This is a genomic window from Arthrobacter terrae, from assembly GCF_015708085.1.
GTDB lineage: Bacteria > Actinomycetota > Actinomycetes > Actinomycetales > Micrococcaceae > Arthrobacter_M > Arthrobacter_M terrae.
In genome coordinates this window covers 193,390-207,235 of sequence record NZ_JADNYM010000001.1, presented here as the reverse complement: position 1 = coordinate 207,235, position 13,846 = coordinate 193,390, and the positions used below count along the sequence as shown (strand labels likewise).

Below are 13,846 nucleotides of genomic sequence, written 5' to 3'. Positions count from 1 at the left end.
CCGGGGTTTTTTGCGGCGTAGGATTGGAGCCACGAAAACGGAATAGAGGAAACAACCGTTATGGCAAAACCGCCGGAGGACGACCTTTGGGCTTTAGTGCATGCTGAGCGCGCCGCGCTGGCGGAGGACTTAGCGGGTCTAAGCCCGGAGCAGTGGCACCATCAGACCCTGTGCGGGCAGTGGGATGTCGAGCACGTCGTCGCGCATCTCACTGCAGCTGCGAGCCTTAACCGGTGGCAGTGGCTGCGCAGCATGCTCGGGGCGCGTTTCCGGGCGGACCTACACAACCAGCGCCGGCTACAGGAGCACCGCGGTAACACCTCGGCGCAGACCCTGGACCGTTTTTGCGCTGTCATCAACAGCAGCATCGCACCGTCCCCGGATACTCCGGCCTACTTGGGAGAAGTCGTCGTGCATGCTCAGGATATCCGCCGCCCGCTGGGGCTTCACCGGAGTCCGGGCATTGATGCGTTGACGCCCGTCGCGGAGTTCTATGCCCGCCGCAACTTCACGGTAGCCAGCCGCTCAAACGCAGCAGGCCTTCGGCTGAGGGCAGATGACGGGCGCTTCGCAGCCGGTACTGGACCGCAGATTACTGGGCCAACACTCGCTTTGGTGATGACGATGGCCGGACGCGTTCCTTACCTTGAGGACCTTCGGGGTCCCGGGGTGCCGACACTTCGCTTGCGCCTGGAAAGTACTGCACCTGAACCGCCTCGCCGTCAGCAGGATGACAATGTGTAAGCGTCTCTCAAGAGCCGGTCACGGTAGCCGGGAATGGCGACTGACATGGACATGCCCGGGACATCCTGGCCTGATTGCACCGCGAAGCGGCTCCCGCACTGTCCACGATCGGTCTAATCGACGGATGCCACGAGGGCCATACTGTTGTTGAGGAATGGGTATCTGTGCGGGTTCTAATGGTTGAAGACGAGAAACTGCTGGCCGAGACGGTCCGGCGCGGTCTCTCAAACGAGGGCTTCATTGTGGACGTGACCCACGACGGGGTGAGCGGCCTGTGGGCGGCCACAGAGAATCCCTACGACGTGATTATTCTGGATCTGATGCTGCCGCTGAAAAACGGGTATGACGTCCTGAAGGAGCTGCGCGAACGCAGGATCTGGACACCGGTGATGATGCTCACGGCTAAGGACGGTGAATACGACCAGACCGATGCCTTCGACCTGGGTGCCGATGACTACCTGACCAAACCGTTCAGTTTCCTGGTGCTCACGGCGAGGCTGCGGGCTTTGATCAGGCGTGGTGCCCCGGAACGACCCGTGATAATGACGCTGGGAACATTGACGATGGACCCGCTGAACCGCAGCGTACACCGCGGCGATACTACGATTTCACTGACGGCGCGCGAATACGGGTTGCTGCAGTACCTGCTGCGCCGGCACGACCAAGTGGTGTCCAAAGCTGAAATTCTCGACAACGTCTGGGATCCCGCGTTCGAAGGGGGCGACAACGTGGTGGAAGTCTATATCGGCTACCTGCGCCGCAAAATCGATGCGCCCTTTAACGTCACCAGCCTCAACACCGTCCGCGGCATGGGCTACCGGCTCAGCGCGGACCGGGACGACGTTTCATAGCGTCAGGCCTTTCCCCGTAATCCGCACCGTCATCGTGACCTTCCTTATGGCGCCCATGCGTGGCGTCGGCGCGGCGTCCCCGGCCCGTATCTACAGACGCACGTCGTCCAGGAGTCCCGCGGATCCTGGTGGGCTTCCCGCCAGCAGCTTTGCCGATTGGTCCCTGGTTCTCAGGGACCTCTCAGCGCCTGTATGGAATGCTGGGCAAAAGAGGGCAATGGAAAGGCAGAACATGGGCGCAGTAATTGACGCCATACTGCACGTCACCCCCGTCCTGGCGTATTTGCTCATTACCGCCTTGGTCCTGGCCGAAGACGCATTGTTCATCGGCTTCATTCTTCCCGGAGAAACGGCAGCGATCCTCGGCGGTGTCCTGGCCAGCCAGCACCATCTGCAGCTATGGCTGGTCATGGTTCTGGTCATCCTGGCCGCCGTCATCGGCGACACCATCGGCTACGAGATCGGACGGCACTACGGGTCGCGGATACTGAACCGGCGACTAATGAAAAAACGGCAGCAAAAACTCGATAGTGCACGCGAGTTTCTCGCCCGGCGCGGTGGGGTAGCCGTTTTCCTCGGCCGCTTCACCGCCTTTTTCAGGGCCGTCATGCCGGCCCTCGCCGGTCTCTCCCACATGCCGTACCGACGTTTCGTGCTCTTCAATGCAACAGGTGGACTTCTCTGGGGAGCCGGCACCGTTCTCCTGGGCTACTTCGTCGGCAACGCCTATCTCACGATTGCAAAAAGCATCGGCCACGACGTCATACTGGCCGTTGTGGGCGCTGCTGTCATCGCATTCATTACCTGGCGCATCCGCAAGCGCCGCAAAGCCCGCAGGGAACAGGACCTTCGCTCCGCCACCGAGTAGGCACCGCGAGGATCGGTTCTGATGTCCCACGGCGCATCGAGGGCAAACCCAAGCCGAACGCGATCCTCCGGACCGAATCCACAAACCGCCGCTGCTAAGGAGCGCTGCTGCCGTATCGCGCTCCCGCGGTTGAGGGCTTCAGCGGGCGTGTGCGGTGCGCACCTCGTGGTCACAGATGCCAACGGCCAGTTCAACTGGGCAGTAATGCTGATGTCTTTGCCGGTTTTGTTCCCTTCTTTACCTCATCTGCTGGAAACTCTGGGCTCGAGCGAGGGCGCGATGCTTTGAGTGTGGATCCTTGAGGTTCAGTCGTCCGACTGAAGGCGACGACCCGCCGAAGCCGTAACGTCGGGTTCAGACGCCGCAGACGTCCCGATTTTCACCTACTTCAGCTGATTGGCCGGAAAATGTCTGTATCCAAAGTGCCTGTGGTGTTCATCCATGGTCTGTGGTTCGCCGCCTCCTTGTGGCAGCCGTGGATCGATCTTTGCGCCAAGCGCGGGTTTGAACCGATAGCCCCCGCGTTGCCCGCTGCGCCGGTGATCATCGGGCACTCCTTCGGCGCGATGATCACCGAGAAGCCGGCCGTGTCGCTGACCATCGATCAGTTCCGCTACAGCTTCGGCAATGCGCTGCCGCCGGAAGAGTCGGATGCGCTCCGGGAGCAGTACAGCATCCCTTCACCGGGCAAGCCGCTTTTTTAGACCGCCAGCGCAAACTTCTCACCGCGTTCGCCAGCCAAGGTCGACACCGGAAACCAGGAGCGTGGGCCTCTGCTGCTGATCATGGGTGGCAGGGACCATACCGTTCCCGAAGCGATCACCAAGGCGACGCTGAAGCAGTACCGTGGTTCGTCAGCCATCACGGAGCTGGTCGAATTCCGCGACCGTCGGCATTCCCTGACGATCGACGGCGGCTGGCGCGAGGTGGCCGAATCGGTCCTGAGCTGGCTGGAAGCGCGGGTCCTGGCACCCTCCCCGAGCGCCTGAGGCCAACGATCAGTCCCTGGATGGGGTTGGGCGGAGCATGGCTGACAATTGCGCCCGGTTCGTCACGCCGAGCCTGGGATAGAGGTGATACAGGTGCGATCCCACCGTGCGGTGCGACAAAAACAACCGCTCGCCGATCTCCCGATTCGACATACCGCGGGCCGCCAGCTGTGCGACCTCCAGTTCCTGAGGTGACAGCGGCTCCCACTCGCCCGGGACCCGTGGCGGTGAATCTGCACCGAGTGCCCGAAGCTCGGCGCGGGCGCGCTCGCACCACGGACGCATGGCCAGTGCATCCGCGAGATCACCGAGATTCTACCCGGACTGAACAAGGTGATGGACGGGTCTTGGGGCACGAACGTACGACGCAAGGCGGTGAATGCCTGGTCATAGCGGGCCTGCGGCAGGCGGGCTCGACGGCGGAACCTCCTGCACTGCGACGGTCGCCACCGCGGGGCGCCGCTTTGGCGACGGCTGTGATTGTCGCCCGTCGTCCGTCATTCCGGTCCACGGGGGGAGCAGTGCTTCCTGCGGATCCACACCCCGCCGCTGCTGGTTGGTTCAGTCGTTGAGGCCTCGACACGAAACCGCTTGAGTTCTTCAAGATGGTTCCGCATGTCCCGCAGCACCTCGGGGTGGCCCTGCCGCCCGGACACACGCGGCTTCAGTGTGCCAGCCAGGCCAGCAAGCGGCCCTGTGACCAGCAGCGGCCAATCGCCTCGGTGCGCAGAGCAGACCCTTCGAACACGGCCAGGCCAATGATGCTGTGGCCGGACGCGCGTCGATCACCAAGTGTCGGTATCGCCGGCGCGACTCCGACCCCCTCCGCAGACACCCACGCCACTGCCCGGCCTGCCGCCGCTTCGTCCAGGCGGTGCAGGAAGCGAAGACGGCTCTCGAGCGGGAATTTCGACAGTGCCCACGTAGTCATGATGACAGGCAGGGCGTCCACGGGCACATGGGCGACGGCGGCGGGCAACAGCTTGAGGGGGTCACCCTGCAGCAGCAGCGCAGGAGCCGTGGCCGTGGCCGTCAACATCATCTCCGCTTCAAGCCTGGCGACCCGCTCCGGCTGATCCGGCGACAGGCAGGCGCGTACCCATCGGGCGTCATCCGCATCTGTAATGTCCACCGGATCGAGATCCACGCCGATCCGGGCGACGACCTCGGGCATCGCCCGGATCGGAATGGGCCGGTCTCCCACGATTGCAGACGACAGCTGTACGGCAGACGCCGGTTCACCCAGCGTTTGTCCGTTGCTGTATCTGATGCCAACGCGATCGACATTGAGGTTCAGCCCGGCCGAACAGCACACGTCGATCAGTCCAACTGTATTCGCGCCTACCCGGTGCACCGCCTCGGCAATAGCCGGGTACAGCACGGCGCAGCGTCCGGCCTCAATGGTGGACATCTGCCGGCGCGAGGCAATGTCCACGACCGAGTCGGTCATCCGCAGCAGCGTGTCGATAGCGGCGCCAGCGGCAGCGTCGCCGTCCGAAGCGGCATAGGCGGCGGCAAGTGCCGGGGCGCGTCCGGCAAGGGCAAGGTCGTGCAGCGCGGCCAGGATCACCGTGGGGTGCCGCTTGCGCGGGGGCGCCGTTCCGATGGCGCGCAGCGCGTCTTCGCACTCACTCAGGGCGACGGCGACGCTCACGTACAGCGGCGACGTTTGGGCGGCGTCGACCTCACCGAAACGCCGGTAGACCTGAGCAAGTGTGCGGTCCCTGCCCCCGGGTACACAGCGTCCTGCAATCGGCCCTGGCATACGGGCGATTTTACCATCCGGGCTCCGGAACGCAGCAGTGCAAGCACCGGGATAAGCCCAGCGGTGGACAGGGGAACATGCAACCGTGCTCGGTGTTCCTAAGCGGGGTATAGCGAAGACTTCAAAGGCCCCAGACGGCCGATCACGCCATCGCACCACGTAATGGTGCGGCACCATGATCGGCCGGACCTCGTTTCCTTGGGTAAGCGAACCCGGCAGTCCCGGCTTCGCGGACCGCGCTAAACGCGGATCAGCCGAAGAGCGCTGCCACCTTGGTTAGCGTGATGAACAGGCCATAGAGCAGCGGAAATGCGACCAGTGCCCAGACTACGGTGAGTTTTGCAGATGTCATCTTAGGACTCCAATGCTGGTTCGCGGGTGTCAGGGAGGGCTCGGGCTGGTTCGTGGAACTTGTCCTGAACCGGCTTGACCAGCAGGTTGGCGATGAAGCCGATCACCAGCAGGCCCACCATGGTCAGCAGTGCCGGTTGGTATGCCTGTGCGGTCAGCTCGCCGGGTTTACCCTGGACGTCCAGAAAAGCATTGATGATCAAAGGACCGGCAATTCCTGCTGCGGACCATGCCGTCAGCAGCCTGCCGTGGATCGCGCCCACCTGATATGTGCCGAAGAGGTCCCGCAGGTAGGCCGGCGCAGTGGAGAAGCCGCCGCCATAGAACGAAATGATGACGAACGCCAGGACTACAAAGAGCGCCGTGGTGCTGGAACCGGCTAGCGCCAGCAGGACGTAAAGCCCGGCGCCGACGCCCAAGTAGATCATGTAAACCGGTTTGCGTCCAAGGAGATCCGACGTGGCCGACCAGGCAAAACGGCCGCCCATATTGGCGATGGAAAGCAGCCCGACAAAACCGCTGGCTACGCCGGCCGTCACCAGAGACATCCCGTTGGACTGGCGGAAGAAATCCTGGATCATGGGTGAGGCCTGCTCCAGGATGCCAATGCCGCCGGTCACGTTGCAGAAAAGGGCAATCCAAACCAGCCAGAACTGTTTGGTCTTGATGGCATTGGCAGCCGAGACGTGGTTTGAGGTGACCAGCGTCTTTGCTTTGACCTTGGCGGGATCAAAGCCGGCCGGCGTCCAGTCCGCAGCGGGTACCTTGATGGTGAATGCGCCAAAGAGCATGTAGACAAGGTAGATACCGGCGAGAGTGAGAAAGAGCATTCCCACGGCGTTGCCGCTGGCAACCCAGCCAGGTGCACCCGAGTTGGGGTCGTATGCCTTCAGCAGCGCTGAGGACAGGGGGCTGGCAATCAGAGCGCCTCCGCCGAAACCCATGATGGCCATGCCGGTTGCCAGGCCGGGCCGGTCCGGGAACCACTTGATCAGGGTGGAGACCGGCGAAATATACCCGATGCCCAGCCCAATGCCGCCAATGGCCCCGTAGCCGAGGTAGACCAGCCAGAGCTGGTGGCTAAAGATGCCCAATGATCCGACCAGGAAGCCGCCGGACCAAAAGATGGCCGAGACAAACATCGCCTTTCGGGGGCCGTTGGTATCCACCCAAGTTCCCATGACGGCGGCGGAGAGGCCGAGCATCACAATTGCGATGGAAAAGATTATGCCGATCTCCGTCAGGCTCGCATCAAAGTGCTTTACCAGCGCCGTTTTGTAAACGCTGGTGGCGTAAGCCTGACCGATGCACAGGTGAACAGCGAGAGCGGCCGGCGGAATAAACCAGCGATTAAAACCGGGTGGGGCGACGGTGCGCTCCCTGTCAAGCCAACCCATTTGTACTCCTTCTATTTGGTGCGGCAAGCCAGAAGGCAGCAGCCACTGTCCGTAATTGTGCAACAAATCACATTAAAAAGGAAAACTGGTTGGCCGCAGACCTTTATTGACTCAATTCCTTCAGCGCTTCCCGAACGTCCTGCGCATCACCACCAGGCCTGCCAGCGAAATGAGCGCAATCACGATGTAGTAGTAACTGGGCGCCATTAGCGAACCGGTCGAGGTGACTAGCCACGCCAGGATCAGTGGAGCAAATCCGCCAAAGAGGGTCACGCCCACATTGTAGGAGATCGACATGCCGGTGGTGCGGATGTTCGTGGGGAACATATCCGAGAGCAGCGCCGGCAACGGTGCGAAGTACAGGGCCATCAGCACACCCAGGACCACCTGCACCCCGGTCAGCATGGCAACGCTCGGTGAAGCCACGAGGATAGCGAAGAGGGGATAAGCCACGGCAACCGCGATGACCGCAGCGGTCATCATGACCCGCACCGGACCGATTCGGTCGGCGAGCTTGCCGGCCAGAGGCGCCCCGATGAGCGTGACGATGCCGGAGATGATGCCGCCGAGGTACCCGGCATAGGACGGGAGGTGGAGGTTCCGCACGGCGTAGGTTGGCATGAATAGGATCAGGTACACCGACACGCTGGCCAGGCCGACGACGGCGGCACAGGTCAGCCAGCGCGGGCTCGCCTGGATCAGCGTGGCGCGCAGCGGTGACTTCGCGAGGTTTCCACGGGCCTGATGGAAATCCGGGGTCTCCTCCATCTTCAGCCGGATGTAGAGGCCGATGGGGCCGATCAGCAGGCCGAAGAAGAAGGGCACCCGCCATCCCCAGCTGTACAGCGCGTCGTGGCTGAGGAATGTATTGAGTGTGAAGCCGAAGACCGAGGCCAGGAACATCGCAACACCTTGCGTGGCCACCTGCCAGCTGCCGTAATAGGCCTTCTTGTCCGGGGCGTTTTCGATCAGGAATGCCGTGGCGGTGCCGAACTCGCCACCGGCCGAGAAGCCCTGGATGAGCCGGGCCACCAGGATTACCAGTGCCGCCGCCGGTCCCATGACGGCCGTCGTGGGAGCACAGGCCATGATCAGGGTGCCAACCATCATGAGCATGATGGTCAGGGTCAGCGCGCCCTTGCGCCCGTGCCGGTCAGCGTAGGATCCCAGCACCATCGCGCCCAGCGGCCGGATCAGGTAGGACACCGCAAAGGTGCCGAAGGTCAGCAAGATACCCGTGGCCTGGCCGCCGCGGCTTCCCGCGGGCTCGAAGAACAAGGCCGAGATGACGACGGCGAATGATGAGTAGACGATTATGTCGAACCACTCGAGCGCGTTGCCGATTGACGAGGCCACCACCGCACGGCGGGCACGGGTACGGTCTTCTGCGGTGATCACCCGTGCCGGTGCTGCAACAACGGGTCCGCTGGCGGGACTGCTCATGCTGTTCCCCTTTCGAGCCGTTCAATGAGCGAATCCACGAACGACTCGCAGGCTTCGATCTGTTCGAGATCGACGTATTCGTTGGCGGCGTGCGCCACGGCGATCTCGCCGGGGCCGCACACCACCGTTTCGATGCCGGCCCGGTGGAACAATCCCGCCTCGGTGCCGTAGGTGACCTTTTCGTCCGAGGGGAGTCCGCCGCAGTCCTGGGCCAGCCGGACGATCCCGGCGTCGTCATCGACCTCCAAACCGGGGCCCTGGGCCTTGACGATTAATTCAACGCCCGCCGCGGCCTGTTCGGCCTTCATCTCGGGTTCGAGGACGTCGAAGAGGAACTCGCGGATCTGCGCGACGACGGGCGCGGTGTCCACGGTTCCCAAGGCTCGGAATTCGAATTCGACCTCGCACGCATCGGGGACGGTGTTGCCGGCAATGCCACCGGAGATCAGGTTCACGCCGCCGGTGGTGAACGGCACCGGGTACGCGTCGTCGAACGGTCCGTTCTCCCGCCAGTGGTGGGTCAGTTGACGGTAGAACTCGATGAAGCGGCCCGCGTAGTGGATGGCGTTTACCCCTTGCGGGGTGAGCGAAGAGTGCGCGGCCACGCCGCGGAAACGGGCCACGAACAGGTTGATGGATTTGTGCCCGCGGACCACCCGCATACCCGAGGGTTCCCCCACGATGCAGGACGCCGGCCTGATGCCGTGCCCGGCGAACTGGCCGATCATCCGCTCCGCGCCCAGCAGGCCGACCTCTTCGTCGTAGGAGAAGGCCAGATGCAGCGGTTCGGTGAGCGTGGCCTGACTGATGCGCTCCAGCCTGCTGAGGATGACGCCCAGGTAGCCCTTCATGTCCGCGGTCCCGCGACCGTAGAGCCGGCCGCCGCGCTGCTGGGCGGTGAAGGGGTCGCTGTCCCAGTCCTGGCCGTCCACCGGCACCACGTCGGTGTGTCCGGAGAGCACGATGCCGCCGTCGGTCCTCCCGTCACAGGCCGGGAACGTGGCGAAGAGATTGGCCTTGCGGACCTGCGCGGCGTCCTCATTGCCCAGAATCAGCGGCTCGACGCCGACGCGCCGCAACTCGTCGGCCACACAGTCGATCAGCTCCAGATTGGAGATGCGCGAGGTGGTATCGAAGGAAGCTAAGCGGGTGATCCACTCCACAGACGAATTCATTCCTAGACTGTACCCGTCGCGCCACCGCCCCGGCCAAGTTTCGCCGCGCCATGAGGGTCACACTTGCCAGGGGCCAGGTCTTCAAGGCCCACCCGCTGCGGCACCGCAGCAGGGGCTAAGCGGTGTGCCGATGCATCGGTCATCCGCTCCGCCTGGCGCCCGCAGAGAACCGCGAGTTCGGGCCGGAGCTGGTGCGGGGAGGGCCCGGCAAGGGGCCGGAAGCCGATCCCGGCCGCTGCCAGGCGCGTCAGATGCCCCGACTTCAGCCGCTGCATGAAGTCTGCGTAGTTGCGGCAATGGCTCCACGCCAGCTCGGCGAACGCGGCGAGCCGTGGGTAGGCATGGTAGTCGCGGATGTCGGGCGTATCCAGGTACTCGGTCCAGATCTGTGCCTGGATGCCGGTAATCTGAGCACCGGTCTTGGCGGCGGCAGCCAGGACTTCGGCGGTCAGGGGATCGAAGTCGTAGAGTTTTTCCGTGGAGAGCAGCGGGCCGCAGGCGCTCGGCTCTTCCGGGTGGTCGCATTCGCGGTAATCCAGGTATAGGTGGGAGCAGCAGGAGATGGTGGTGTCGTAGCCGGCGGCCAGGGCGTCGCGGACAGTGCCGGTATCCCCCCAGGCGTTGACGACCGCGGTCCGCGGCAGCGCTGGACTGACGGCTTCGTGCCAGACGCCGGCCCGGCGCCCACGGGCTTCGATGTGCTCCACCAACTGCCCCAGGAACCAGCCGTGCAGCAGCTCCACCGAGTCCAGTCCGAGCTCGGCGGCGCGTTGGCGGACGGTGCCGGAGGCATGCCAGCGCTCGTAGGGAACCTCGTCGCCGCCGATGTGGATGATGGGTGCATCGAAGATGTCCATGACGGCGTCAAGGACGCGTCGGTAGAAGTCCAGGGTGTAATCAGAGGGGTCGAGAATGCAGTCGTTCACGCCCCAGTCGGTCCAGACGTCAACTTCGGGTGCGTCGACGCCCAGCTCCGGGTAGGCAGCGATGGCGGCCACCGAGTGGCCAGGTACATCGATCTCCGGGATGACGGTGATGCCGCGGGCACGGGCAAAAGCCACCATTTCCCGTAAGTCGGCGGCCGTATAGTAGCCGCCGTGCGGCCGTCCGCTCAGATGCTGCTGTCCGTCGTGGCCGTAGGCCAAGGTGCTGTCCGCCCGCCACGCGCCCACGGAGGTCAGCTGCGGAAATTCCGGGATCTCGATTCGCCAGCCCTGGTCATCGGTGAGGTGGAGGTGCAGGGCATTGAGTTTGTGCGCAGCGGCGGCGTCGATGAAACGCAGCACCTCCGCCAGCGGGATGAAGTGCCGGGCCACGTCAAGATGGACGCCGCGGAAGCCGAAGCGTGGATGGTCCTCGATGCTGAGATTGTCCAGCACCACGGGCTGTGGACGGGATGGGGCCGGCTGCCGGACGTCGGGCAGCTCCGCTTCGGGCCCTGACCGAGGGGCGAAGGCTTCCGGGCCGGCCAGCTGGCGCAGCGTATGCAGCGCGTTGGTCAGTCCCGAAGCGTCGGAGACGGTGATGCGCACCCCGTTTTGGACCAGCAGCCGGTAGCCTTCAGCGGGAACGGCAGCGTCGCGCACCACGCGCAGCCACGCCGGGGCGCCGGCTTCCGCGGGTTGGACGTGAGCATCCAGCCAGTGCTGCAGCGAGTCCAGCGCCCATGGGTTCAGCGACAGCTCCGTGGAGTAGCCGACGACGGCGGGTACCCGCGTTTGGCCTGTCAGGGTCCGGACGGTGCCGGGCCGGGGGACCAGGGCTGGCATCAGCTGTCCTTTCCCGCGTGGGGGTATGGTTCGGCGGGCACGACCGTGTCGATGCCCCGGGCCGACAGGTAGGCGGCGTCGTCGAGCTTGCTGGTGCGCACCAGGGCGGGCGGTTCGCCGGCGGCGGCACGCTCGAGCCAGGCCGCGAAGACCGGACCCGAGGGGGAGGTGATGGGCCGGCCGGCACCGCTGGCCTGATCCCCGGGATCGAACGCGACGGCTGTGCTGCGGATCCGGGTTAGCGCGGGCGATGCTCGTTGTTGCGCGGCGAGTTCACCAAACCGCGTACCCAGCGGTTTGGCGGCCCGGTTGGAGTCGAGCAGCCCCAGGCTGTATTCCAGCTCCGGGAAGTCGGCCAGAGAACGGCTGACATCGTGGGAACACCACCAGGTGACTCCCCACAGGTTTGGCGTGTCCAGCAACGGCCGCAGGCTGGACTCCATGAACTCCGGGGCGTCGTCGGCGGCGATGAACGGTGCCGGTGCGCCGATTTCCTGAAGCCACACCGGGCGGGCGGGATCCTCTGCCCAGGCCTGCGCCAGCTGCACCAGATAATCCGCAAAGAACGTCCGCGCGGGGTGCCCGGGGCCAAAGTTCCTTGCGACGGAGGTAAAAACCCAGGAGTGCACAGTACTGCAGTCGCCCAGAGTTGCCGCATGCCGTGGGGTGACAGGCGCGCTGTCCGCGAACCAGACGTCGTCGTCGAAGGAATGCTGGTGCATACCAGCCGGCCAGGCGGAGCGCGCCGCGTCCAGCAGCGTCCCGATCCATTCGCCCATCCGCGCCGGGCTGACGTGCTGCTGTTCGGGGTGGCGCTCCACGGCGAACTGGTTGGTTTCATTGCCCAGCGTCAGGCCAATCACATTGGAACGGGCGCTGACCTCCGTGGCCAGGGCCGTGATCAGCCGGGCCTGAGCGTCAACCACCTCCGGGTCGGTAAACATGTTGCGCCGATGCCAGCTGGTCAGCCAGGAAGGAAGGAAGTCGAAGCTGGACAGGTGACCCTGCAAACCGTCCACGGCGACATCCAGGTTACGCTCGGCCGCAGCATCCACCACCTTGCCCACATCCGTAATTGCCTGTGGGCGCAGCAGCGTGCGGGAGGGCTGCAGGATTGGCCAGAGCGGAAAAATCCGAACGTGGTCAAGGCCCAACTCCGCAATGGAATCCAAATCGGCCCGGACCGCGTCAAGGTCAAAGTCGAGCCAGGAATGGAACCAGCTCTGGCTGGGCGTGTAGTTAACGCCCCAGCGCAACGGCTGCGCCCGGCCGCTCATACCTGCCCCTGCCCCTGCCCCTGCCCCTGCCGCAGGCGCAGGGTCAGGATCTGGAACGGACGCAGGGATAGCTGCACCCCGTCCGGGCCGGAGCCGGTGACCGCGCCGCGGTCCGGGACGTCCTGCTCCAGCAGGTTCACCTCCGTCACTGAGTCCAGTAGGAACGACGGCTTCAGCGTCACTCGAGCCCGGGCGCCAAGCGGTTCATAGATCCGGACAATGATGTCTGAGCTGCGGTCGTCCGCCAACTTGACTGCTTCAATCAGCGCTGCGCCGGAGTCCAGCAGCACCAGCGGCTCCGCCGGAATGCCGGTCGAAGCGCGCTCGGGCAAATTCAGGTCATAGCCGGCCTCGACGGCGGCGGCGATATCCGCACCCACCACCAGTGCGTAGCTGAGCTGGTGCCTGCCCTGGTCCGTGTGCGGGTCAGGGAACTTAGGCCCGCGCAGCAGAGAGAGCCGCACAGTGCTGTAGCTGCCGCCGTCGGCACTTAAAGGCCTGGACACGTCGTGGCCGTATGTAGAATCGTTCACCAGCGCGGCACCGTGGCCCGGCTCGCCAACATGGACCCAGCGGTGTGCGCAGACCTCGAAGCGGGCGCTGTCCCAGGAGGTGTTTTCATGGGTGGCCCGCACCACGTGCCCGTACTGCGTCTCAAACGCGGCGTGGTCAGTATGCACGTCGATGCTGAAGGCCGCTTTCAGTAGCTTCTCCTGTTCATGCCAGTCAATATCATTGTGCACCAGGATACGGCCCGAATCGGGGGCGATGGTGATGGTCTGGCAAACGCTGGACGCGCCGAAGGACCGGCGGATGGTGACGATGGCCGAGCCGCCGTCATCCGTGACGGCGTCGATCGAGTCCACATCACGCAGGTCAGTGACGGTGTTCTTGTAAAACTCGTCAATGTCCCAGGCATCCCACATATTGGGGAAGTCAACATGCAGCTGCAGCAGGTTGGCGCTGCGCCCGGTGGGGATGCCTTCGCGGTTGGCTTGCCGGTCCAGGATGGATGAGATGACTCCGTCGGCGCCAAAAAGTACCCGCAGCCGGGAGCTTTGTACTGACAGGGCGCCGCCGGTCTTATTGATTTCGACGGCGGATACGGCAGCCGTTGGGATGCCTGCAGAGAGTGCAGGGACGCCACGGCGCGGGAACGGTGAGCCGTTGAAGATCACGGGGGAGACGGCGTCGTCCTCCTGCCAGTAGCGGGATCC

The 13,846-nt window shown here is 64.3% G+C and carries 13 protein-coding genes and 1 pseudogene; 5 read left to right on the top strand and 9 right to left on the bottom strand.

Annotation, left to right across the window (positions count from 1 at the left end):
* Positions 1 to 60: 60 nt before the first annotated feature.
* The 5 genes from IV500_RS00890 (at position 61) to IV500_RS21215 (ending at position 3,452) form a co-directional block, all read left to right on the top strand.
* Positions 61 to 744, top strand: a complete 684-nt coding sequence (locus IV500_RS00890) for a maleylpyruvate isomerase family mycothiol-dependent enzyme (RefSeq protein WP_196394933.1) — start codon at positions 61 to 63, stop codon at positions 742 to 744.
* Positions 745 to 908: 164 nt separating this feature from the next.
* Positions 909 to 1,595 carry a response regulator transcription factor gene (locus IV500_RS00885; protein WP_196395008.1) on the top strand — a complete coding sequence of 229 codons (687 nt, stop codon included), beginning with the start codon at positions 909 to 911 and terminating at the stop codon, positions 1,593 to 1,595.
* Positions 1,596 to 1,827: 232 nt separating this feature from the next.
* The gene (locus IV500_RS00880; RefSeq protein WP_196394932.1) at positions 1,828 to 2,463 is read left to right on the top strand and encodes a DedA family protein; all 636 of its coding nucleotides are present in this window, start codon (positions 1,828 to 1,830) and stop codon (positions 2,461 to 2,463) included.
* A 407-nt stretch (positions 2,464 to 2,870) separates the two neighbouring features.
* The gene (locus IV500_RS21220) at positions 2,871 to 3,167 is read left to right on the top strand and encodes a lipase family protein (RefSeq protein ID WP_230854296.1); all 297 of its coding nucleotides are present in this window, start codon (positions 2,871 to 2,873) and stop codon (positions 3,165 to 3,167) included.
* 81 nt (positions 3,168 to 3,248) lie between these two features.
* Positions 3,249 to 3,452 (top strand): alpha/beta fold hydrolase, encoded by a 204-nt coding sequence (locus IV500_RS21215; protein ID WP_230854295.1) that lies wholly within the window; start codon positions 3,249 to 3,251, stop codon positions 3,450 to 3,452.
* Between the two features lie 9 nt (positions 3,453 to 3,461).
* On the opposite strand, the gene IV500_RS00870 is transcribed toward IV500_RS21215, so the two are convergent.
* From IV500_RS00870 to IV500_RS00835, 9 genes and pseudogenes are all read right to left on the bottom strand, one after another.
* Complete coding sequence (locus IV500_RS00870) at positions 3,462 to 3,737, bottom strand: helix-turn-helix domain-containing protein (protein ID WP_196394931.1); 276 nt, start codon at positions 3,735 to 3,737, stop codon at positions 3,462 to 3,464.
* 379 nt (positions 3,738 to 4,116) lie between these two features.
* Complete coding sequence (locus IV500_RS00865) at positions 4,117 to 5,217, bottom strand: DUF2332 domain-containing protein (protein WP_196394930.1); 1,101 nt, start codon at positions 5,215 to 5,217, stop codon at positions 4,117 to 4,119.
* A 250-nt stretch (positions 5,218 to 5,467) separates the two neighbouring features.
* Positions 5,468 to 5,569, bottom strand: coding sequence for an MFS transporter small subunit (locus IV500_RS22425; RefSeq protein ID WP_446680225.1), 102 nt, complete (start codon positions 5,567 to 5,569; stop codon positions 5,468 to 5,470).
* 1 nt (position 5,570) lies between these two features.
* The gene (locus IV500_RS00860) at positions 5,571 to 6,965 is read right to left on the bottom strand and encodes an OFA family MFS transporter (RefSeq protein WP_196394929.1); all 1,395 of its coding nucleotides are present in this window, start codon (positions 6,963 to 6,965) and stop codon (positions 5,571 to 5,573) included.
* A 120-nt stretch (positions 6,966 to 7,085) separates the two neighbouring features.
* Positions 7,086 to 8,408 (bottom strand): MFS transporter, encoded by a 1,323-nt coding sequence (locus tag IV500_RS00855; RefSeq protein ID WP_196394928.1) that lies wholly within the window; start codon positions 8,406 to 8,408, stop codon positions 7,086 to 7,088.
* Entirely contained in the window at positions 8,405 to 9,571 is a 1,167-nt protein-coding gene (argE, locus tag IV500_RS00850; RefSeq protein ID WP_312875774.1) for an acetylornithine deacetylase, read from the bottom strand. Before argE ends, IV500_RS00855 begins: the two co-directional genes overlap by 4 nt.
* Before the next feature lie 14 nt (positions 9,572 to 9,585).
* Complete coding sequence (locus tag IV500_RS00845) at positions 9,586 to 11,352, bottom strand: beta-N-acetylhexosaminidase (RefSeq protein WP_196394926.1); 1,767 nt, start codon at positions 11,350 to 11,352, stop codon at positions 9,586 to 9,588.
* Positions 11,352 to 12,629, bottom strand: a complete 1,278-nt coding sequence (locus tag IV500_RS00840; protein WP_196394925.1) for a glycoside hydrolase 5 family protein — start codon at positions 12,627 to 12,629, stop codon at positions 11,352 to 11,354. Before IV500_RS00840 ends, IV500_RS00845 begins: the two co-directional genes overlap by 1 nt.
* Positions 12,626 to 13,675: pseudogene (locus tag IV500_RS00835) on the bottom strand (glycoside hydrolase family 38 C-terminal domain-containing protein); the annotation flags it as partial. The gene IV500_RS00840 and the pseudogene IV500_RS00835, both read right to left, overlap by 4 nt.
* Positions 13,676 to 13,846 lie beyond the last annotated feature (171 nt).

Coding starts and splice junctions, on each gene's coding strand:
- IV500_RS00890 (WP_196394933.1), top strand. CDS start 61: ATGGCAAAACCGCCGGAGGACGACCTTTGGGCTTTAGTGCATGCTGAG.
- IV500_RS00880 (WP_196394932.1), top strand. CDS start 1,828: ATGGGCGCAGTAATTGACGCCATACTGCACGTCACCCCCGTCCTGGCG.
- IV500_RS21220 (WP_230854296.1), top strand. CDS start 2,871: ATGTCTGTATCCAAAGTGCCTGTGGTGTTCATCCATGGTCTGTGGTTC.
- IV500_RS21215 (WP_230854295.1), top strand. CDS start 3,249: ATGGGTGGCAGGGACCATACCGTTCCCGAAGCGATCACCAAGGCGACG.
- IV500_RS00870 (WP_196394931.1), bottom strand. CDS start 3,737: ATGCGTCCGTGGTGCGAGCGCGCCCGCGCCGAGCTTCGGGCACTCGGT.
- IV500_RS00865 (WP_196394930.1), bottom strand. CDS start 5,217: ATGCCAGGGCCGATTGCAGGACGCTGTGTACCCGGGGGCAGGGACCGC.
- IV500_RS22425 (WP_446680225.1), bottom strand. CDS start 5,569: ATGACATCTGCAAAACTCACCGTAGTCTGGGCACTGGTCGCATTTCCG.
- IV500_RS00860 (WP_196394929.1), bottom strand. CDS start 6,965: ATGGGTTGGCTTGACAGGGAGCGCACCGTCGCCCCACCCGGTTTTAAT.
- IV500_RS00855 (WP_196394928.1), bottom strand. CDS start 8,408: ATGAGCAGTCCCGCCAGCGGACCCGTTGTTGCAGCACCGGCACGGGTG.
- IV500_RS00845 (WP_196394926.1), bottom strand. CDS start 11,352: ATGCCAGCCCTGGTCCCCCGGCCCGGCACCGTCCGGACCCTGACAGGC.
- IV500_RS00840 (WP_196394925.1), bottom strand. CDS start 12,629: ATGAGCGGCCGGGCGCAGCCGTTGCGCTGGGGCGTTAACTACACGCCC.